The 19,053-nt window shown below is 74.7% G+C and carries 19 protein-coding genes and 1 riboswitch; of the genes, 12 read left to right on the forward strand and 7 right to left on the reverse strand.

Annotated elements, in window-relative coordinates:
* Window positions 1–94 precede the first annotated feature (94 nt).
* The 5 genes from AC1WTP_RS10575 (at window position 95) to AC1WTP_RS10595 (ending at window position 4,454) form a co-directional block, all read left to right on the forward strand.
* On the forward strand, window positions 95–559 hold the full coding sequence (locus AC1WTP_RS10575) for a bifunctional nuclease family protein (protein WP_088962140.1): 465 nt from the start codon (window positions 95–97) through the stop codon (window positions 557–559).
* Window positions 560–767: 208 nt separating this feature from the next.
* Window positions 768–1,364: a MerR family transcriptional regulator gene (locus tag AC1WTP_RS10580; protein ID WP_481649037.1), complete on the forward strand. Its 597-nt coding sequence runs from the start codon at window positions 768–770 to the stop codon at window positions 1,362–1,364.
* Between the two features lie 708 nt (window positions 1,365–2,072).
* Window positions 2,073–2,471 (forward strand): group I truncated hemoglobin, encoded by a 399-nt coding sequence (locus tag AC1WTP_RS10585; protein WP_481649038.1) that lies wholly within the window; start codon window positions 2,073–2,075, stop codon window positions 2,469–2,471.
* Between the two features lie 2 nt (window positions 2,472–2,473).
* On the forward strand, window positions 2,474–3,652 hold the full coding sequence (locus AC1WTP_RS10590) for a globin domain-containing protein (protein WP_481649039.1): 1,179 nt from the start codon (window positions 2,474–2,476) through the stop codon (window positions 3,650–3,652).
* 109 nt (window positions 3,653–3,761) lie between these two features.
* On the forward strand, window positions 3,762–4,454 hold the full coding sequence (locus AC1WTP_RS10595) for a DivIVA domain-containing protein (protein WP_481649040.1): 693 nt from the start codon (window positions 3,762–3,764) through the stop codon (window positions 4,452–4,454).
* A gap of 146 nt (window positions 4,455–4,600) precedes the next feature.
* On the opposite strand, the gene AC1WTP_RS10600 is transcribed toward AC1WTP_RS10595, so the two are convergent.
* Window positions 4,601–5,260 (reverse strand): NAD(P)H-binding protein, encoded by a 660-nt coding sequence (locus AC1WTP_RS10600; protein ID WP_481649041.1) that lies wholly within the window; start codon window positions 5,258–5,260, stop codon window positions 4,601–4,603.
* A 167-nt stretch (window positions 5,261–5,427) separates the two neighbouring features.
* On the opposite strand from AC1WTP_RS10600, the gene AC1WTP_RS10605 reads away from it, so the two are divergent.
* Window positions 5,428–6,321 carry an NAD-dependent protein deacetylase gene (locus AC1WTP_RS10605; protein WP_481649042.1) on the forward strand — a complete coding sequence of 298 codons (894 nt, stop codon included), beginning with the start codon at window positions 5,428–5,430 and terminating at the stop codon, window positions 6,319–6,321.
* Window positions 6,322–6,417: 96 nt separating this feature from the next.
* Here AC1WTP_RS10605 and AC1WTP_RS10610 read toward each other — a convergent pair whose 3' ends face one another.
* The gene (locus AC1WTP_RS10610) at window positions 6,418–6,771 is read right to left on the reverse strand and encodes a YybH family protein (protein ID WP_481649043.1); all 354 of its coding nucleotides are present in this window, start codon (window positions 6,769–6,771) and stop codon (window positions 6,418–6,420) included.
* 98 nt (window positions 6,772–6,869) lie between these two features.
* Window positions 6,870–6,967, forward strand: a riboswitch (glycine riboswitch).
* A 73-nt stretch (window positions 6,968–7,040) separates the two neighbouring features.
* Between AC1WTP_RS10610 and gcvP the strand changes: the two genes are divergently transcribed.
* Window positions 7,041–9,860: an aminomethyl-transferring glycine dehydrogenase gene (gene gcvP / locus AC1WTP_RS10615; protein ID WP_481649044.1), complete on the forward strand. Its 2,820-nt coding sequence runs from the start codon at window positions 7,041–7,043 to the stop codon at window positions 9,858–9,860.
* A gap of 125 nt (window positions 9,861–9,985) precedes the next feature.
* On the opposite strand, the gene AC1WTP_RS10620 is transcribed toward gcvP, so the two are convergent.
* The gene (locus AC1WTP_RS10620) at window positions 9,986–10,186 is read right to left on the reverse strand and encodes a DUF5999 family protein (RefSeq protein ID WP_091641361.1); all 201 of its coding nucleotides are present in this window, start codon (window positions 10,184–10,186) and stop codon (window positions 9,986–9,988) included.
* 90 nt (window positions 10,187–10,276) lie between these two features.
* On the opposite strand from AC1WTP_RS10620, the gene AC1WTP_RS10625 reads away from it, so the two are divergent.
* Together AC1WTP_RS10625 and AC1WTP_RS10630 are read left to right on the forward strand one after the other, a co-directional pair.
* A complete protein-coding gene (locus tag AC1WTP_RS10625) occupies window positions 10,277–11,503 on the forward strand; it encodes a chorismate-binding protein (protein WP_481649045.1) in 1,227 nt (408 codons plus the stop codon).
* Window positions 11,504–11,695: 192 nt separating this feature from the next.
* Complete coding sequence (locus AC1WTP_RS10630) at window positions 11,696–12,301, forward strand: YdeI/OmpD-associated family protein (protein WP_481649046.1); 606 nt, start codon at window positions 11,696–11,698, stop codon at window positions 12,299–12,301.
* Between the two features lie 74 nt (window positions 12,302–12,375).
* Here AC1WTP_RS10630 and pip read toward each other — a convergent pair whose 3' ends face one another.
* Entirely contained in the window at window positions 12,376–13,326 is a 951-nt protein-coding gene (gene pip / locus AC1WTP_RS10635; RefSeq protein ID WP_481649047.1) for a prolyl aminopeptidase, read from the reverse strand.
* A gap of 42 nt (window positions 13,327–13,368) precedes the next feature.
* On the opposite strand from pip, the gene AC1WTP_RS10640 reads away from it, so the two are divergent.
* Window positions 13,369–13,851: a MarR family winged helix-turn-helix transcriptional regulator gene (locus AC1WTP_RS10640; RefSeq protein ID WP_481649048.1), complete on the forward strand. Its 483-nt coding sequence runs from the start codon at window positions 13,369–13,371 to the stop codon at window positions 13,849–13,851.
* Window positions 13,852–14,057: 206 nt separating this feature from the next.
* Here the strand turns inward: AC1WTP_RS10640 and AC1WTP_RS10645 are convergent, their stop codons facing one another.
* A complete protein-coding gene (locus tag AC1WTP_RS10645; protein WP_481649049.1) occupies window positions 14,058–14,870 on the reverse strand; it encodes an ABC transporter permease in 813 nt (270 codons plus the stop codon).
* A complete protein-coding gene (locus AC1WTP_RS10650) occupies window positions 14,867–15,832 on the reverse strand; it encodes an ATP-binding cassette domain-containing protein (RefSeq protein ID WP_481649050.1) in 966 nt (321 codons plus the stop codon). The genes AC1WTP_RS10645 and AC1WTP_RS10650 overlap by 4 nt, the downstream gene beginning before the upstream one ends.
* Before the next feature lie 75 nt (window positions 15,833–15,907).
* Here AC1WTP_RS10650 and AC1WTP_RS10655 point away from each other — a divergent pair, with 75 nt between their 5' ends.
* The gene (locus tag AC1WTP_RS10655) at window positions 15,908–16,696 is read left to right on the forward strand and encodes a TetR/AcrR family transcriptional regulator (protein ID WP_481649051.1); all 789 of its coding nucleotides are present in this window, start codon (window positions 15,908–15,910) and stop codon (window positions 16,694–16,696) included.
* A gap of 10 nt (window positions 16,697–16,706) precedes the next feature.
* Entirely contained in the window at window positions 16,707–17,216 is a 510-nt protein-coding gene (def, locus tag AC1WTP_RS10660; RefSeq protein WP_447136750.1) for a peptide deformylase, read from the forward strand.
* A gap of 61 nt (window positions 17,217–17,277) precedes the next feature.
* Here def and AC1WTP_RS10665 read toward each other — a convergent pair whose 3' ends face one another.
* A complete protein-coding gene (locus tag AC1WTP_RS10665) occupies window positions 17,278–18,858 on the reverse strand; it encodes a VWA domain-containing protein (RefSeq protein ID WP_481649052.1) in 1,581 nt (526 codons plus the stop codon).
* Window positions 18,859–19,053 lie beyond the last annotated feature (195 nt).

The following is a 19,053-nucleotide window of genomic DNA, read 5'->3' on the forward strand; positions in this document are numbered from 1 at the left end:
GTGCGGATTGCGCGTGGGACGGCCGTGTCGCGGTCCGTGTACCGTGCAGGGAAGGGCGCGGTGCGGCGTAGGTGACAACGACACGGAGGCGGCGGTGCGCGAGCTGAGCGTGGTCGGGGTTCGGGTGGAGCTGCCCAGTAACCAGCCGATCGTCCTGCTCAGGGAGGTCGAGGGGGACCGCTATCTGCCGATCTGGATCGGCGCGGTCGAGGCGACGGCGATCGCCTACGAGCAGCAGGGGGTCAAGCCGGCCCGGCCGTTGACTCATGATCTTCTGCGGGACGTGTTGGCGGCGTTGAAGGCGCCGTTGCGGGCGGTGGAGATCACCGAGCTCAAGGAGAACGTCTTCTACGCCGATCTGTTGATCGGCGACGGGGTGCGGGTCTCGGCGCGGCCGAGCGATTCCATCGCGTTGGCGTTGCGGGTGGGGGCACCCATTCGTTGTGCCGAGCAGGTCCTCAGCGAGGCGGGGATCGTGATCCCGGACGAGCAGGAGGACGAGGTGGAGAAGTTCCGCGAGTTCCTGGAGCAGGTGCGTCCGGAGGACTTCGCGGGTTGATCGCCGGCCGGCCGGTTGGCCGGCGCGGTTTCTGGCCGGGTTCACCGTGGGTGACGTCCCGGTGGTGTGGGTGATCTTTCTGGCGGCTGCGCGGCGTGTCGCGACGGTTCCTGCGCGGTAACCCCTGAAGGCGGCTATAGGGTTGCCGTGTCGAGGGGTGCACGTCCCGGAAACGACGTGTCACCGCACTGGCGGGGAGGTTGTCCGGATGCACGAGCCGCGAGATTCCGATCCGGGTACGGAGCTGGACGAGCCGGGTGTGGCGCCGCCGGGGTCGGCGACGGACGGTGACGGTTCGGTGGGCTACCGGGGTGTGACGGCCTGCCACGCGGTGGGGATCAGCTACCGCCAGTTGGACTACTGGGCCCGTACCGGGCTGGTGGTGCCGAGCGTGCGGGACGCTTCGGGTTCGGGCACCCAGCGGTTGTACTCGTTCCGGGACCTGGTGGTCCTGAAGGTCGTGAAGCGGCTGTTGGACGCCGGGGTGTCGTTGCAGAACATCCGCAAGGCGATCGAGGCGTTGCGCTCGCGTGGGGTGGAGGACCTGGCGGGCATCACGTTGATCTCCGACGGGACGACGGTGTACGAGTGCCGGTCGCCGGAGGAGGTGGTCGACCTGTTGCAGGGTGGCCAGGGCGTGTTCGGCATCGCGATCGGCGGGGCGTTCAAGGAGATCCAGGGTTCGTTGTCGCATCTGCCGGCGGAGCCGGCGACGTCCGTGGCGGGTCAGGGGCCGGCGGTGTCGGCGCCGGACGCGGTGGGGGACGAGTTGGCGGCGCGGCGGGCCCGCCGGCGGGTGGGCTGAGCGGTTCGCTGACGGTCTGCGGGGCCGGCGCCCGGTGCAGCGGCGCTGACGGTTAGGCGGGGCGAGGCCCGGCGGTCGCGCGGTGGGGGTGTACCGGCGGTGCCAGGTGCGCCGGCGGTCGGCGTCGACGCCGGTCGGACGGGCCCGGGCGGCTCGGCCGCGGCCAGGTCGGTGGCCGCCGTGGTGATGACCCGGACGGGGCGCTGTGACGTACGGTGGGCGCGACGCGCCGAGGCTTGTTGCACATTTCGTGGTGACGCTGCGTGCCCGTTGTGGCGTGCTGCCCGGGCCGGTGGGCCGTTCGGTGCGGCCGGTCGGCTGCGCGGGTGAGGTCGGGCTGCCGGGACGGTCGATGCTGGTCAGGCGATCGGCCATCGGGGTGTCCGTGGTGGTCAGCGGCCCGTGACGGGCTGGTGGGGCCGGTCCCGGCCCGGTTTTCGCCGGCCCGGTGCGACGGTTGTCAATCACGGAGCGTTTGGTGGTAGTCGCCCACTGTGGAGGTCGTGGAGGGTCCCTCTGTCACGGTGGGTAGTGGACGTTGTCGGGAATCCGATAGGGGGGCGATGACCGCGGCAGCGTGACGCGCTATGGTCCGTCACGCGGTCGGCCCGGTGCGGGTGTCGCCTTCGCAGGCGCCGTTTCGCCCCGTCCGGCCGTTGCCCCTGCGCGCCACCCCTGCGCGACCCCTCCAGATCGGAAGGAACGACCGTGACGGTTACGGAACAAACCGCTCCCGCCTCCCACTACGAGCGCATCGGTGGCGCCAACTCGGTCAAGGCCGCCGTCGACCTGTTCTACGACCGGGTGCTGGCCGACCCGGACCTGGCGGGCTACTTCACCGATGTGGACATGGTGGGTCAGCGCCGGCACCTGGCGTTGATGCTGACCGTGGTGCTGGGCGGTCCGAACGAGTACGCCGGGCGGGGCCTGGCCGAGGCGCACCAGCCGCTGAACATTCCGGTGGAGCACTACGTCAAGGTCGGCGAGCACCTGACCGCGACGCTGACCGAGCTGGGTGTGCCGGGCGACATCATCGCCGACGTGCAGGTGGTGCTGGGTCAGGTGCAGGACCAGGTGGTGGCCAGCGGGAACCCGGCGAGCGCCTGAGCGTGGACGCCGCCCGGCTCAAGCAGAGCTGGTCCCTGGTCGCCGCGCACGGCGACCAGGTGCCGCTCTATTTCTATTCCACGCTGTTCCTGGCCCATCCGGAGACCCGGCAGATGTTCCCGACGAACATGGCGGGGCAGCGGGACCGGCTGGTCACCGCGCTGGGGCACATCGTGTCCAACGTGGACCAGGTGGACCGGCTGGTCGGGTTCCTGCAGGATCTCGGCGCCGACCACCGCAAGTTCGCGGTTCGCGCGGAGCACTATCCGGCGGTCGGGGAGGCGCTGCTGGCGACGCTGCAGCACTTCCTCGGCGAGCAGTGGACCGAGGAGCTGGCCCAGGACTGGGCCGGCGCGTACGGGCTGGTGTCGCAGGTGATGATCGAGGCCGCGCAGGCCGCCGAGGCGGTCAACCCGCCGTGGTGGGTGGCGGAGATCATCGGGCACGAGCGGCGGGGGTTCGACCTGGCGGTGTTGACGCTGCGCCCGCAGTACCTGCTGCCGTTCACCCCGGGCCAGTCGATCGGGGTGTCCCACCCGGCGGTGCGGGCGTGGCGGTACTACTCGCCGGCGAACGCGCCGCGCGCGGACGGCACCCTGGAGTTGCACGTGCGCGCCGCGCCCGGCGGTGCGGTGTCGTCGCGGCTGGTGTACGGGTGCGCGGTGGGTGACCAGATCCACCTGGCCGCGCCGGTGGGTGACCGGTTGACCCTGTGGTCGGCCGGGTCGGCGGATCTGCTGCTGCTGGCCAGCGGCACCGGCTGGGCGCCGGTGAAGGCGCTGGTCGAGCAGGTCGCGGCGGAGGGCGGCCGGCGCAAGGTCGACCTGTACGTGGGGGCCCGTTCGCGCATCGAGTTCTACGACAACGACGCGATCGACAAGTTGGCGTCGTCGTACCCGTGGCTGACGGTGACCTACGTGGTGGGCACGGATCTGCACCGGCCGGGGGAGTTCGTGCACGCGGTGGACCGGGCGCTGGCCGACGGCGACTGGCGGTCCCGGCACGTGTACGTGTGTGGTTCCGACGAGATGGTGTCGTATTCGGTGGCGGCGCTGACCCGGGCCGGCTACCACGCCGGTCAGCTGCACCACGAGGGGTTCGGCAAGCACTGGTACGGCCCGGCGTGGCGCACCGCTGTGGAGGACGCGTCCGCCCCTGACAGTTCCGGAGGTGCCCGGTGAGCGCGAGGAGTGAGCTTGCGAGCCCCGCAGTCGCGAACGAAAGGCGGGCCCGGGTGAGCGCGAGGAGTGAGCTTGCGAGCCCCGCAGTCGCGGACGAAAGGCGGGCCCGGTGAGCGCGACCCCGATCAGCCGGTATGACGGTGTGCAGGTCTCCGGCGGTGTGCAGATGCGGATGACGGCCGACCGGGTGCGCCGGTGGGAGTTCGGCGCGGCGTCGTTCACCCGGCGCGGCTACGACCACGCGGACGTGGACCGGTTCCGGATGCAGGTGGCCGACGAGCTGGACCTGCTGGCCGCGCAGATCGCCACCCTGCGGGCGGAGAACGAGCGGCTCAACGACCATCTGGAGTTGCACCGGCACGGGGTGATCCCGAGTGCCGGGGCGGCGGCGAACGTGCCGGCGGCGAAGGAGGTGAACCTGCTCTCCGCGGCGCAGCGGGAGGCCGAGCAGATCATCGCGCAGGCGCACGACTACGCCCGCCGGGTGGCCGAGTACGCGCGGATGCAGTACGAGAGCTACGTGCAGGCGGCGGCGGAGGAGGCCCGGCAGGAGGCCGAGCGGGCGGTGCACGACTACCGGAGCACGGCCGGGGCGAGCTTCGACGACGGGGTGGCCGCCCGGGAGGCGTTGCGGATATACGGCGAGATGATGATCTCGCACATGCAGGCCGCGGCGCGGCACCTCGACGACGGCAGCGAGCATCTGGCCCGCACGATGGACCGGCTGGCCAAGGAGGCCGGCGGGCCGGCCGTCGGGGCGGGCGCGCCGCAGGGTGCGCTGCCCCGGCACGGTCAGCGCTGATCCCCGGGGCGTGGGGCCCGCCCGGTCGGGCCCCACGCCGGGGTTGCTCGGGCCGTGGCCGGGCGCGTCGCCGACCGGCACCAGGAACCGGCCACCGGGTCACCCGGGGGCCGGCCACGTCCGCCGGCGCCGGGTGCGTCACGGGGTCAGCGGCGGGTGAGGGCGTGCAGCGCCTCGGCGATCGGGGTGTCGCCGCCGACGAGTTCCAGGATCATGCCGGCGGTGTCCGGGGCGTGGAGCAGGGCGGTGAGCACCCGGGCGACGTCGGCGCGGGTGACCGCGCCGCGGGGCACGTGCCGGCCCAGGGTGATCCGCCCGGTCGGCGGGTCGTCGGTGAGCCGTCCGGGCCGCAGCACGGTCCAGTCGAGGTCCCGGCCGGTGACGTCCTCCTCGGCGGCCTTCTTTGCCCGCAGGTACGCGGCGAACACCGGGTCGGTGCCGGGGCGGGGCTCACCCTCCACGCCCATCGAGGAGACGAGCAGGTAGCGGCGGACGGCGGCGCGCTGGGCGGCGTCGGCGAGCAGCACGGCGGCGGCCCGGTCGACGGTGTCCTTGCGGGCGGCGCCGCTGCCCGGGCCGGCGCCGGCGGCGAAGACCACCGCGTCGGCGCCGGTGAGGTGGCCGGTGAGGTCGTCGACGCCGGTGCGTTCCAGGTCGGCCAGCACCGGGTGGGCGCCGGCGGCGGTCAGCGCGGCGGCGTGGTCGGGGTTGCGGATCAGGCCGACGGCGGTGTCGCCGCGGCCGGTGAGTTCCCGCAGCAGCAGCTTGGCGATCTTGCCGTGTCCTCCGGCGATGACGACGCGCATACCGGAAACCTAACCGCCGGGCCGTGCGCGCGCCCCGGCGACCGTGGCGTGCGGCGGTCCCGCGAGCGAAGCGCGACCGCACCTGTCGGGCCGCGCCGGGGGCCGGCGGGGGTCGCGGTGGCGCGGGGTGTTCGCCGGTGCGGGGCCGGGTGAGGCAGCATGGACAGGTGACCGAGACGATCGACGCGCTGGCCGAGCGGGTGGCCGCCGGTGGGGTCGTGGTGCTCAGCGGGGCGGGCCTGTCCACCGAGTCGGGCATCCCCGACTACCGGGGGCCCAGCGGCGTGGCCCGCCGGCACACCCCGATGACGTACCAGGCGTTCACCCGGGACGCGGACGCCCGGCGGCGCTACTGGGCGCGCAGCCACCTGGGGTGGCGGACCATCGCCCGGGCGGCGCCGAACGACGGGCACCGGGCGGTGGCCCGGTTGCAGCGCGGCGGCCTGGTCGAGGCGGTGATCACCCAGAACGTCGACGGGCTGCACACCGCGGCCGGCAGCGCCCCGGTGGTGGAGCTGCACGGCCGGCTCGACGAGGTGGTCTGCCTGGACTGCGGCAACCGGACCTCCCGGGAGGAGCTGGACCGGCGGCTGCGGGAGGCGAACCCCGGCTTCGACGTCCAGGTCGACGCCGTGAACCCGGACGGTGACGTGGATCTCCCCGAGGTGGAGGTGGCCCGGTTCCGGGTGCTGGACTGCACGTTCTGCGGCACCGGGTTGCTCAAGCCCGACGTGGTGTTCTTCGGCGAGACGGTGCCGGCGCCGCGGGTGGCGCACTGTTTCGAGCTGGTGCACCGGGCCCGGCTGCTGCTGGTGCTGGGCTCCTCGCTGACGGTGATGTCGGGCCGGCGGTTCGTGCTGCGCGCCGCGAAGCTCGGCGTCCCGGTGGCGATCGTCAACCAGGGGCCGACCCGCGGTGACGGGTACGCGGCGCTGACCGTGGACGCGCCGCTGGGCCGGCTGCTGCCCGCGCTGGCCGAGCGGACCGTCGGCGCCGGGCCCGCCGACCCCGACCGCCGTTCGGCGGCCGGGCCCGTTGGCGCGGCGGCCGCGGCCCGCTAGGCGTCGACCGGGCGCCGGGCGGCGCCCGGGTGCGCTGCTCCGCCGGGTGTCCGTCACCCCGGGCCGCGGGAGCTGCCGAGACCGGCGGCGGGCCGGTCAGCCGGGCGGTGGGACGAACCGGGGCTGGTCGAGCACCCAGCGCCAGGTGCCGTCGGGCTGGCGGCGGGCCACCTCCGCGGTGAAGGAGCCGTCGTCGAGCCGGGTGGAGGTCAGCGCGAGTTCCCCGGCGTACAGGGTGGGCTGCGGCTGGCCGGGGGTGAAGGTGGGCCCGTCGGCGAGCATCTGCTCGAACGCGACCCGGATCTGGTCGGCGCCGGCGGCGGGCCCGGCCGGGGTGGCGAACACCCCGTCGGGCTCGTAGAGGGCGACGAGACCCTCGACGTCGCGGGCGTTGGCACGGGCGACGAAGAATCGCCCCAGGTCGTCCGGGCTGGTCGCCGGCTCGGGCATGGCACCTCCTGCGGTGTGCGCGACTACCCCCATGATCGGGGACGGGGGTACGACATCGGCCCGAAACAGCGACGCTGGTAGCGTTGACCTTCGCCGGTACCACCCACGCGGGAGAGACCGCCCACAGCAGCACGGGCGGCGCCGAAGGGGCATATCCTCCCCGGAACCTCTCAGGCAAAAGGACCGCGGGGGCAGGCACTGTGGAGCGCTGCGCGGGCGCGACTCAGGGGGAGGCCGACCCGTCGACCTCGCCCCCGGGAGCGCAGCCCATGACAGAGCAGTTCGCCGCCCGCCACATCGGCCCCGATCCGGACGACGAGCGCCGGATGCTGGAAACGGTCGGCTACGACTCGATCGACGAGCTGATGGACGCCGCGATCCCCGAGGTGATCCGCTGGCACGGCACCCTCGACCTGCCGGCGCCGGCCAGCGAGCAGGAGGCCATCGACGAGCTGCGGGCGCTCGCCGCCCGCAACACCGTCGCCGTGTCCATGATCGGCCTGGGCTACCACGGTACGCACACCCCGGCGGTGATCCGCCGCAACGTGCTGGAGGACCCGGCCTGGTACACCGCGTACACGCCGTACCAGCCGGAGATCAGCCAGGGCCGGCTGGAGGCGCTGCTGAACTTCCAGACCATGGTCACCGACCTGACCGGGCTGGCCACCGCGAACGCCTCGATGCTCGACGAGGGCACCGCCGCGGCCGAGGCGATGACCCTCGCCCGCCGGGCGTCGAAGAGCAAGAGCCCGGTGTACGTGGTCGACGCCGACGCCCTGCCGCAGACCATCGCGGTGATCAGCAGCCGGGCGGAGCCGCTCGGCATCGACGTGCGGGTGCTCGACGTCGAGCGCGACGAGTTGCCGGCGGAGTTCTTCGGTCTGCACCTGCAGTACCCGGGCGCGTCCGGGGCGGTGCGCGACCACGCCGGCCTGGTCGAGGCGGCGCACGCCGCCGGGGCGCTGGTGACCGTCGCCGCGGATTTGCTGGCCCTGACGCTGCTGCGCCCGCCGGGTGAGATCGGCGTCGACATCGCCGCCGGCACCACCCAGCGCTTCGGCGTGCCGATGGGCTTCGGCGGGCCGCACGCCGGCTACCTGGCGGTGCGCTCGGGGCTGGAGCGGATGCTGCCCGGCCGGCTGGTCGGGGTGTCCCGCGACGCCGACGGCAACCCGGCGTACCGGTTGGCGTTGCAGACCCGCGAGCAGCACATCCGGCGGGAGAAGGCGACCAGCAACATCTGCACCGCGCAGGTGCTGCTGGCGGTGATGGCCGGCATGTACGCGGTGTACCACGGGCCGGACGGGCTGCGGGAGATCGCCCGGCGTACCCACGAGATGGCGGCGCGGCTCGCGGCCGGGCTGCGCGCGGGCGGGGTGCCGGTGGCGGACGTGGCGTTCTTCGACACCGTCACGGCGACCGTGCCGGGGCGGGCCGGCGAGGTCGTCGCCGCGGCCGCGGAGCGGGGGGTGAACCTGCGCCTGGTCGACGCCGACCGGGTCGGTGTCGCCTGCGACGAGACGACCACCGTGGCGCACCTGCGGGCGGTGTGGGCGGCGTTCGGCGTCGACGCGCCGACCGGCGAGGTGGACGCGTCGCTGCCGCCGGCGCTGGCCCGCACGTCGGACTTCCTCACCCACCCGGTGTTCCGCAGCCACCACTCGGAGACGGCGATGCTGCGCTACCTGCGCCGGCTGGCCGACTTCGACTACGCCCTGGACCGGGGCATGATCCCGCTCGGGTCGTGCACGATGAAGCTGAACGCTACCACCGAGATGGAGCCGGTCAGCTGGCCGGAGTTCGCCCACATCCACCCGTTCGCCCCCGAGGCGCAGACCGCCGGCTACCGGGAGATGATCTCCCAGCTGGAGGGGTGGCTGGCCGAGGTGACCGGCTACGACGCGGTCAGCGTGCAGCCCAACGCCGGTTCGCAGGGTGAGCTGGCCGGGCTGCTGGCCATCCGGTCCTACCACGCCGCCCGCGGTGCGGGGCACCGGGACGTGTGCCTGATCCCGTCGTCGGCGCACGGCACCAACGCGGCCAGCGCGGTGATGGCCGGCATGCGGGTGGTGGTGGTCGGCTGCGACGCCGACGGCAACGTCGACCTGGTCGACCTGGACGCGAAGATCGACAAGCATCGGGACGCGCTCGCCGCGATCATGGTGACGTACCCGTCGACGCACGGCGTGTACGAGACCGGCATCGCGCAGCTGTGCGCGAAGGTGCACGACGCCGGCGGGCAGGTGTACGTCGACGGGGCGAACCTCAACGCGCTGGTCGGCTTCGCCAAGCCGGGCAGGTTCGGGGCGGACGTGTCGCACCTGAACCTGCACAAGACGTTCTGCATCCCGCACGGCGGCGGCGGGCCGGGGGTCGGGCCGGTGGCGGCGCGGGCGCACCTGGCGCCGTTCCTGCCGGGCGACCCGCTCGGCGCGCACGTCGACGGCAAGCCGGCGATCTCGGCGGCGAGGTACGGGTCGGCGGGGATCCTGCCGATCCCGTGGGCGTACCTGCGGATGATGGGCGCGGCCGGGCTGACCCGGGCCACCGGGGTGGCGGTCCTGGCCGCGAACTACGTGGCGGCGCGGCTGCGCGCCCACTACCCGGTGCTGTACGCCGGCAACAAGGGCCTGGTGGCGCACGAGTGCATCCTGGACCTGCGGCCGCTGACGAAGGCGACCGGGGTGAGCGTGGACGACGTGGCGAAGCGGCTGATCGACTACGGCTTCCACGCCCCGACCATGTCGTTCCCGGTGGCGGGGACGCTGATGGTGGAGCCGACGGAGAGCGAGGACCTGGCCGAGCTGGACCGGTTCTGCGACGCGATGATCGCCATCCGGGCGGAGATCGACAAGGTGGGTGCGGGGGAGTGGCCGGCGGGTGACAACCCGCTGGCCAACGCGCCGCACACCGCGGCGATGGTTAGCTGCGACGAGTGGCCGCACCCGTACCCGCGGTCGGTGGGCGCCTACCCGGCCGGGGTGGACCGGGCGGGGAAGTACTGGCCGCCGGTACGGCGGATCGACGGCGCGTACGGCGACCGGAACCTGGTCTGCTCGTGCCCGTCGCCGGAGGCGTTCGAGAGCTGATGTCGCGTGACGCCGGGGCGGTCATGGGTGCCGCCCCGGCGGGTACGCCGACCTGCGCGCGGGTGTCCCGACCGGGGGACTAGCCTGGGTCGACGCGGAAGAACTGCGTTACGAAGCGTGGTCGTTCAGGCGACGAGGGCGTGCCGGGCGGGCCCCCGGTGCGGGGCGATGGTGCGGCCGTCGGGGAGCAGTTCGCCGGTGTCCTCGAAGACGATGACACCGTTGCAGAGCAGGCTCCAGCCCTGCTCACGGAAGCAGGCGATGATCCGGGCGGCCTCCCGGTCGGTCGCTTCGGCGGAGGGGCAGGTGGGTTGGTGCTGACACATCGGGTTCTCCGGACTGTGGGGGCACTGTGTCATGGTTCACATGACCAGTGACGCACAGTACCAAGCGAAAGTGGCCAACATCGAGCAGATGTGCGCGTGGTCGGTAGGAAATCCACTGAACGGACGAGGCGAAATGGGCCAGACGGCGTGGAAACGCTCCCAAGCCAGAGGGTGATCGATGTGCCGGCGGCGCCGGCCGGCTGCCGCCGTACCCTCGTCGAACGCGCCCGGTGGGAGTGGCGGCCCGCCGACGGCGGCGATCCGGCTGCGCTCGCCGAGAAGTTCCTGGCCGCGCGCGGCCTGCCGCTGCACGACCTGGCCCGCCCGGGCGCCGCGCACGGCCGCAGCGGGACGTGCGGGGCCGCGCTCTACGTCTCCGCCGCCGCCGGGGCGCTGCTGGCCGGCGGGCCGGCCGGCGCGGCCAACCCGGCCGACCTGCCGGAGGTCGCCGTGGTCGTCTACGGCCACGCCCCGACCCCGCCGCCGCCCACGCCGGCGCCGGCCGGCTGGTGGCTCGGCGACTGGGCGGAGAGTTGGACGCCACGGCAGCACGCCGACGCGGTACGCGCGGTCCGGGCCGCGATCGGCCGCGGTGACGTCTACCAGGTCAACGTGGTCGGCCACGCCGCCGCCCGCTACACCGGCGACCCGCTGCCGGCGCTGGCCCGCCTCGGCGCGCTGCCCGGCGCCCGCTACGGCGGCACGCTCGCCGGGGCCGGCTGGGCGATCGGCTGCGCCTCCCCGGAGACCCTGGTCGAGCTCGCCGGCGGGCGGCTGATCACCCGGCCGATCAAGGGCACCCGGCCGGCCACCGCCGCCGGCCGCGCCGAACTGCTCGCCTCGGCCAAGGAACGCGCCGAACACGTGATGATCGTCGACCTGGAACGCAACGACCTGGCCCGGCTCGCCCGCACCGGCACCGTCCGGGTCGACGAGCTGTTCGCGGTGCGCCGCTGGTGCGACCTGTGGCAGGCCGAGTCGACCGTCTCCGCGGCGGTGGCCGACGGGCTCGGCCTGGCCGACCTGCTGCGCGCGGTCTGCCCCGGCGGCTCGGTCACCGGCGCGCCGAAGCTCGCCGCGCTGGACCGGATCGCCGCCCTGGAGCCGGTCGGCCGGGGCGCCGGCATGGGCGCGCTCGGCTGGGTCGCCCCCGGCCGGATCGACCTGGGCCTGACCATCCGCACCGCCGCCGCCGACGGCGACCGGGTGCACGTCTGGGCCGGCGGCGGCATCACCTGGGACAGCGACCCGGACGCCGAGGTCGCCGAGGCGGCCGCGAAGACCGCGCCCGTGCGCGCCACCCTCGCCGGCCGCTGACTCCGGGTCCGGGTCGGGCGCGGCTGGACCGCGCCGGCCCGCCCCCGCCCCCGCCCCCGGCGTCGTCGGGCGCGACTGTCGGTGGGTGCCGGTACGGTCGGAACCCGGGTCGCCCGGCACGCTGGTCACGGGGTTGGCGGGCCGGGAACGGACATCCCGCGGTGTCCGGGGTGCGTTCGTGGGGAGGTCGGGGTGGGGTCAGGAGCCGAAGCGCCCGAGTTGGTCGTCGCCGACGCCGACGCGTGGCGGCGGTGGCTCGACGCGCACCACGACAGCGCGACCGGAGTGTGGCTGGTGCTCGCCAAGCAGGGCACGACGCGACCGACCAGCCTCAGCTACGACCAGGCGCTCGACGAGGCACTGTGCCACGGCTGGATCGACGGCCAGGCACGCCGCCGCGACGAGACCACCCACCTGCGGCGGTTCACCCCGCGGCGGGCCCGCAGCCCGTGGTCGGCCCGCAACGTCGACATCGTCGCCCGACTGGTCGCCGCCGGGCGGATGCGTCCGGCCGGGCTGGCCGAGGTCGAGCGCGCCAAGGCGGACGGCCGGTGGGACGCCGCCTACGCGGGGCAGGCGAGCGCCGAGGTGCCGGACGACCTGGCCGCCGCGTTGGCGGCGGAACCCCGGGCGCGGGCGATGTTCGACATCCTCACCGCCCAGAACCGCTACGCCGTGCTTTACCGCGTCGGCGGCGCCAAACGCGCCGACACCCGGGCCCGGCGGATCGCGCAGTTCGTCGCCATGCTCGCCCGCGGCGAGACGATCCATCCGCAGAAGCGCACCCTCGACGGCTGAGACGGCCGTCGCGCCCGCTACGCCGCGTGCCACCGCCGCCCCCGGCCAGGCCACGCGGCGGGCGGCGGTGGCCCTCAGCGGCGGTCGGCGAAGCCGTCCAGCGCGGCGAGGACCCGCTCGCCGATGCCGTGTCCCGAGCCGTGCCCGGCGGCGTCCAGCAGTTCCAGGCGGGCGTCGGGCCAGGCCTGCGCCAGCCGCCAGGGGATCTCGGGCGGGCTGCTGATGTCGAGCCGGCCGTGCAGCAGCACGCCGGGAATGCCGGCGAGCCGGCCCGCCTCGCGCAGCAGCTGGCCGTCGGGCAGGAAGCCGGCGTGCCGCCAGTAGTGGGTGACCAGCCGGGCGAACCCCATCCGGAACACCGGGTCGGTGTAGCGGGGGTCGGGCCGGTGCCCGGGGACGGTGCCGACGTGGGTGTCCTCCCAGGCGCACCAGTCCCGCGCCGCCCGCTCGCGCACCGCCGGGTCCGGGTCGGCCAGCAGCCGGGCGTACGCGTCGGCCAGGTCGCCGTCGCGGTCGGCCGGCGGCACGCCGTCACGGAACCGGGCCCACTCGGCGGGGAAGATCCGCCCCATCTCCCGGGTGATCCACTCGACCTCGCGGCGGCTGGTGGTGACCACGCTGAACAGCACCAGTTCGCTGACCCGCTCGGGGTGCCGTTGCGCGTAGGCCAGGCCGAGGGTGGACCCCCAGGACGCGCCGAGCACCAGCCAGCGCCGCACGCCGAGGTGGGCGCGCAGCCGCTCGATGTCGGCGACCAGGTGGCCGGTGGTGTTGACGGACAGGTCGACGGCCGGGTCGGCGGCGTGCGGACGGCTGCGCCCGCAGCCGCGCTGGTCGAACAGAACCACCCGGTAGCGGGCCGGGTCGACGTAGCGCCGCCAGCCCGGCGTGGCGCCGGAGCCGGGGCCGCCGTGCAGCACCACCGCCGGCTTGCCGTCCGGATTGCCGCAGCTCTCCCAGTACACGAGTTGACCGTCGCCGACGTCGAGCATGCCCTGCTCGTACGGCTCCACCGGTGGGTACATACCGTCCTCCCGCAGATCCAACAGCGCTGTTACATTAGCCGGGTGACCGACGTACCGGACCGGGAGGCCGTGGGGACGCTGCTGCGGCACGTCCTCGACGTGCTCGACGGCGACGTGGCCGCCGTCTACGCCGAACGGGGCCTGGCCGACTACCGGCCCCGGTTCTCGCCGCCGCTGCGGGTGCTGGTCGCCGACGGGCCGCTGCCGATCCGGGACCTGGCCCGCCGGGTCGGGGTCACCCACTCCGCGGCCAGCCAGACCGTGGCGCAGATGGCCCGGGCCGGGCTGGTCGAGCTGAGCCCCGGCGCGGACGCCCGGCAGCGCATCGTGCACCTGACCGGCCGGGCCCGCGACCTGCTACCGGTCATCGAGGCGGAGTGGACGGCCACCACCGCGGCGATGCGCGAGTTGGACGCCGAACTGCCGGTGCCGCTGGCCGACCTGCTGCACGCGGTGCTCGCCGCGGTGCGCCGCCGGCCGATGCGCCAGCGCATCGCCGACGCCGGCCGGCCCCCGCCGGGCTGACCGGCGCCGACCGACCCGCCGACGTCGGCCGGCGCGCGGGCCGGCGTCGACCGGCTCGCCGGCCCGGTCGGCGCCCGACAGGCCCGACAGGCCCGACAGGCGCCCGACAGGCCCGAACGTGACCTGCGGCCGGCGGCTCACGCGGGCCCGCCGCGGCCGAGGGGCGCCACCGACGTCGGAGGCGCCCCTCGACGTGGTGGCGCCGGTCAGCGGCTCAACCGCCGGTAGCGGTGCACCGACAGCGGCAGGAACACCGCGATCAGCAGCACCGGCCAGGCCACCGCGAGAGCCACCGCGTGCTGCGCGGCGAACGACTCCCCGCCCCAGCCGGGGTTGCCGAACAGTTCCCGGCAGGCCGCCACGGTCGCCGACAACGGGTTCCACTCGGCGATCGCGGCCAGCCAACCCGGCATGGTCTCCGGGGGGACGTACGCGTTGGAGGTGAACCCGACCGGCCAGACCAGGATCTGCAGCGCCACAATCGACTCCGGGCGGCGCAGCAGCAGCGCCAGGTAGATGCCGGCCCAGATCAACGCGACCCGCAGCAGCAGGAGCAGCCCGACGGCGGCCAGCGCGGGGGCGAGGCCGTTGCGCCACTGCCAGCCGACCAGCCAGCCGCAGCCGAGCATCACGGCCAGGCCGGCGGCGGAGTGCAGCAGGTCGGCGGCGGCCCGGCCGGTGACCACCGCGGACGGGGCCATCGGCAGCGACCGGAACCGGTCGGTGACCCCGCGGGCGGTGTCGGCGGCCACCGCGGCGTAGCTGGCCTCGATACCGAAGGCCATGGTCATGGCGAACATGCCGGGCAGCAGGAACTCCTTGTAGTCGCCGCCGCCGGGCACCGACATCGCCCCGCCGAACAGGTAACCGAACATCAGTACCAGCAGCACGGGGAAGAGCAGGCCGACGATCAGCTGGCCGGGCTGGCGGGCCCAGTGCCGCAGCGCCCGGCCGGTGAGCACGAGGCCGTCGGCGACGGCCCAGCGCAGCCGGCGCGGGGCGAGGGAGAGGCTGCTCATACGGTCACCTTCCGGGTGCTCGGGGTGTCGGTGAGGCGCAGGAACACCTCGTCGAGGGTGGGGCGGCGCACCGCCACGTCGGCGACGCTGATCCCGGCGCCGTCCAGCCCGCGCAGCACGCCGGCCAGGGCGGTGACCCGCTCGGTGACCGGGACGCTGATCCGCAGCGCGGCCGCGTCGACGCGCGGGGTGGCGGCGGTGGCCGTGGCGATCACCGCCGCGGCCCGGTCGAGGTCGTCGGCGCGGTCGCACACCACGTCGAGCCGGTCGCCACCGAGGTCGTTCTTGAGCTCGTCCGGGGTGCCGGCGGCGACCACCCGGCCGGCGTCGATCACCCGGACCGTGTCGGCGAGCTGGTCGGCCTCCTCCAGGTACTGGGTGGTCAGCAGGACGGTGGCGCCGTCGGCGACGAGGGCGCGCACGGCGTCCCACACCTCGCTGCGCCCGCGCGGGTCGAGCCCGGTGGTGGGCTCGTCGAGGAAGAGCACCGGCGGGGCGAGGATCAGGCTGGCGGCCAGATCGAGCCGGCGCCGCATGCCGCCGGAATAGCCGGACACCGGCCGGGTGCCGGTGCCGGCCAGGCCGAAGCGGTCGAGCAGTTCGTCGGCGCGGGCCCGGGCGGCGCGCGCCGACAGGTGGTGCAGGCGACCGAAGAGCACCAGGTTCTGCCGGCCGCTGAGCACCTCGTCGACGGCGGCGTGCTGCCCGACCAGCCCGATCGCGGCGCGCACCCGGTCGGGGTGGCGCAGCACGTCGTGCCCGGCCACCCGGGCCCGGCCGCCGTCGGGGCGCAGCAGGGTGGTGAGGATCCGCACCGCGGTGGTCTTGCCCGCTCCGTTCGGGCCGAGCAGGGCGCAGACCTGCCCGGCCGGTACCGCCAGGTCCAGTCCGGCCAGGGCGACCGTGTCGCCGTACCGCTTGCGTAGCCCCTCGGCCGCGATGGCCGGTGTGTCGGTGTGCATCCGCGCTCCCGTCTCCCGGTGACCCGTACAGTGTACCGTACGACGTACGGTACAGGCGACGGTACAGTGCGGGGCGTGACGACGGAGTACAGCGGCACCGGCGACCCGGCCCGCAGCCTCGCCCTGTTGTGGCGCACCCGGGAACGCACCAGCCGCAAGGGGCGTCCCGACCTGAGCGTCGACCGGATCGTCCGGGCCGCCATCGAGGTCGCCGACGCCGAAGGGCTCGCCGCGCTGTCCATGCGCCGGGTCGCCGAGCGCCTCAGGGTGGGCACCATGAGCCTCTACACGTACGTGCCGGGCAAGGGTGAGCTGCTCGACGTCATGCTCGACACCGTCTACGGCGAGACCGCCCGCCCCGACCAGGTGCCCGGCGGCTGGCGCGGCCGGCTCGAGCAGATCGCCCGGGAGACCTGGGCGCTCTACCTGCGCCACCCCTGGCTGCTGCAGGTGGCCACCACCCGCCCGCCGCTGGGCCCCAACGTGATCGCCCGCTACGAGTACGAACTCGGTGCCGTCGACGGGATCGGCCTGACCGACCTGGAGATGGACGCCGTGGTCACGCTGATCAGCGGCTTCGTGCACGGCGCCGTGCGGGGCGCGGTGGAGGCCGCCCAGGCCGCCGAGCGCACCGGCATGACCGAGGAGCAGTGGTGGCAGGCGCACGCCCCGTACCTGGAGAAGGCGATGGACCCGCGCCGGTTCCCGCTCGCCGCGCGGGTCGGCGCCGCCGCCGGCGAGGAGTACCAGGCCGCCGCCGACCCGGCCCGCGCCTTCGAGTTCGGCCTGCAGCGGATCCTCGACGGCATCGAGGTGCTCGTCCGGGACCGCCCGGGCGGCGGCGCCCCGCCCACCGACCGTTAACCTTGCCGGCATGACGATGCGGCCCATCCGGATCATCGGCGACCCGGTGCTGCGCACCCCCTGCGAGCCGGTGACCAGCTTCGACGCCGAACTGCGCGCCCTGGTCACCGACCTGATGGACACCCTGCTCGGCGCGCCCGGCCGCGCCGGCGTGGCCGCGCCGCAGATCGGGGTGAGCGCCCGGGTGTTCGTCTACGACGCCGACGGCCACCGCGGGCACCTGGTCAACCCGACCCTGGAGCTGTCCGAGGAGTCGCAGGACGACGACGAGGGCTGCCTGTCCATCCCCGGGCTCTACTTCCCGACCCGGCGGGCGATGCACGCCACCGCGCACGGCTTCGACCAGCACGGCGAGCCGCTGACCATTTCCGGCAGCGGTTTCCTGGCCCGCGCCCTGCAGCACGAGACCGACCACCTCGCCGGCCGGCTGTACGTCGACACCCTGCGCGGGGAGGTCCGCCGCCGCGCGCTGCGGGAGATCCGCGCCGGCCGGTTCGACTCGCCCAGCCGGCGCGGCTGACCCGTACGCCGCGCCGGCGACGGGTGCGGGGGCGGCCGTCCGGCCACCCCCGCACGGTGCGTCACTTCGGCGGGGGCGCCACCAGGCAGACCGCCGCCGTCGAGGTGTTGCCGGCGTCGTCCACGCCGACGATCAGCGCGTCACCGCGCAACGTGACCTTGTAGTCGATGTCGCCGGTGCCGTCCTTGACCCGGGACTGCGCGCCCGGCGCCTGCACCAGCTTGATCTTGGTGTCGGCGGGGAACGGCCCGAACCGCACCGACGGGTCCGCGGCGTCGGCGATGAACACCTCGACCGCGGTGTCCACGATGTCGGTGGCGGTCAGCTGGTAGAACCCGTCCGGGTTGTACGAGCCGGGGGTGTTGTCCCCGCTGGGGTTGTTGGTCGGCACGCACCCGGTGGTGGGCGCGGTGGTGTCGACCACCCGCATCACCGCGGTGTCGCCGCCGGTGTTGCCGGCCGCGTCGGTGGCGGTGCAGGTGACCGTCGTGGCGCCGAGCGGGAACGTCGAGCCCGGCGGCGGCACGCAGGTCGGGGTGAGCGGTCCGTCGACGTTGTCGGTCGCCGACGCCGGGTAGTGGATCACCGCGCCGGCCGGACCGGTCGCCTCCACCGTCCGGTCGTCGACGACCACGACCGGCGGGGTGACGTCGTTGACCCGTACGGCGATCCGCTGGGTGAACGCCGGCCCGCCGTGCAGGCCGTTGAGCAGGAACTCCACCGTGCAGTGCAGCACCGCGCCCTGGGCGGCGTCGGCCGCGACGGTGATGGTCTCGGCGAACGGCACGTCGGTGCCGGACTGCTGGGTCCGCGACGGCGCGTCGAAGCCCACCGACAGCCCGGGGTCGCAGCCGGTCACCGTCGGGGTGACCGTGACGTCGAGGTCGCGCAGGCCGGCGAGGATCGCCGCGGTGACCGTGTCGGGGGAGCTGCCCACCAGCTGCCCGCCGGTGGCCGCGACCAGCGCGCCGGCCTGCCCGGTGGCGTCCAGGCCGCCACCGCCGCCGGAGACGTTGACCGCCAGCAGCCGGGCCTCGTCGGCCTGCAACGCCGCGGCGGCCTGCGCCGCGGTGCGCCCGTTGCTCGGGTCGTGGCTGGGCGCGTCGCCGACCAGCACCACGATCCGGCTGCTGCCCGACCGGTAGCCGATCGCGCCCTCGGAGACCTCGACCAGGGCGTTCACCCACGCCTCCGGGGTGTCCCCGCCGCCGCCGGCGGCCAGCCCGTCCACCGCGGTCTGCAGCGCGGTCGCGTCGTCGGTGAGGTCCTGGCGGACCCGGAACAGCTCGGCCCCGTCGCCGGTGTCCCGGTAGGAGGCCACCGCGAAGTGCGCGCCGGGCTGGGCCGTGCGCACGTCGGTGATGACCTGTTGCAGGTTGGTGCGGACGTTGGCGATCGCCCCGCCCATGCTGCCGGTCGTGTCGACCAGCAGCACCACGTCGGGCTTCGGCGGGATCGGCGGGGTGGACACCACCTTCGCCACCGGGATCGAGGTGCCCGGGTCGGCGTCGCGGTCCACGGTGGCCGGGCTCACCCCGGGCGCGGCCAGCGCGGGGGTCGCCAACGCGGTCACCGCCGCCGTCACGGCGGCGACCACCATCACCGAGCGTGGTCGTCGCCGGGGTCCTGCTGCTGTTGCCATGGATTGCTCCTTCAGCTCCGCCGCGCGCGCCGCGCGCGGCCTCTGCCGCCCGACGCTAGGGGTGGCGACCGCTCCCGCCGGTCCGACACAGGCCCAGGTCAGGGTCGGGTTTCCGACCCCGTCAAGGGCTCGGACATGCAGCCGGAACAGCTTTCACGTCCGGCCTGGGCCGGTCGTCCGGGCCGCGCCGCCGGC

It is taken from the genome of Micromonospora sp. R311 (assembly GCF_056780015.1).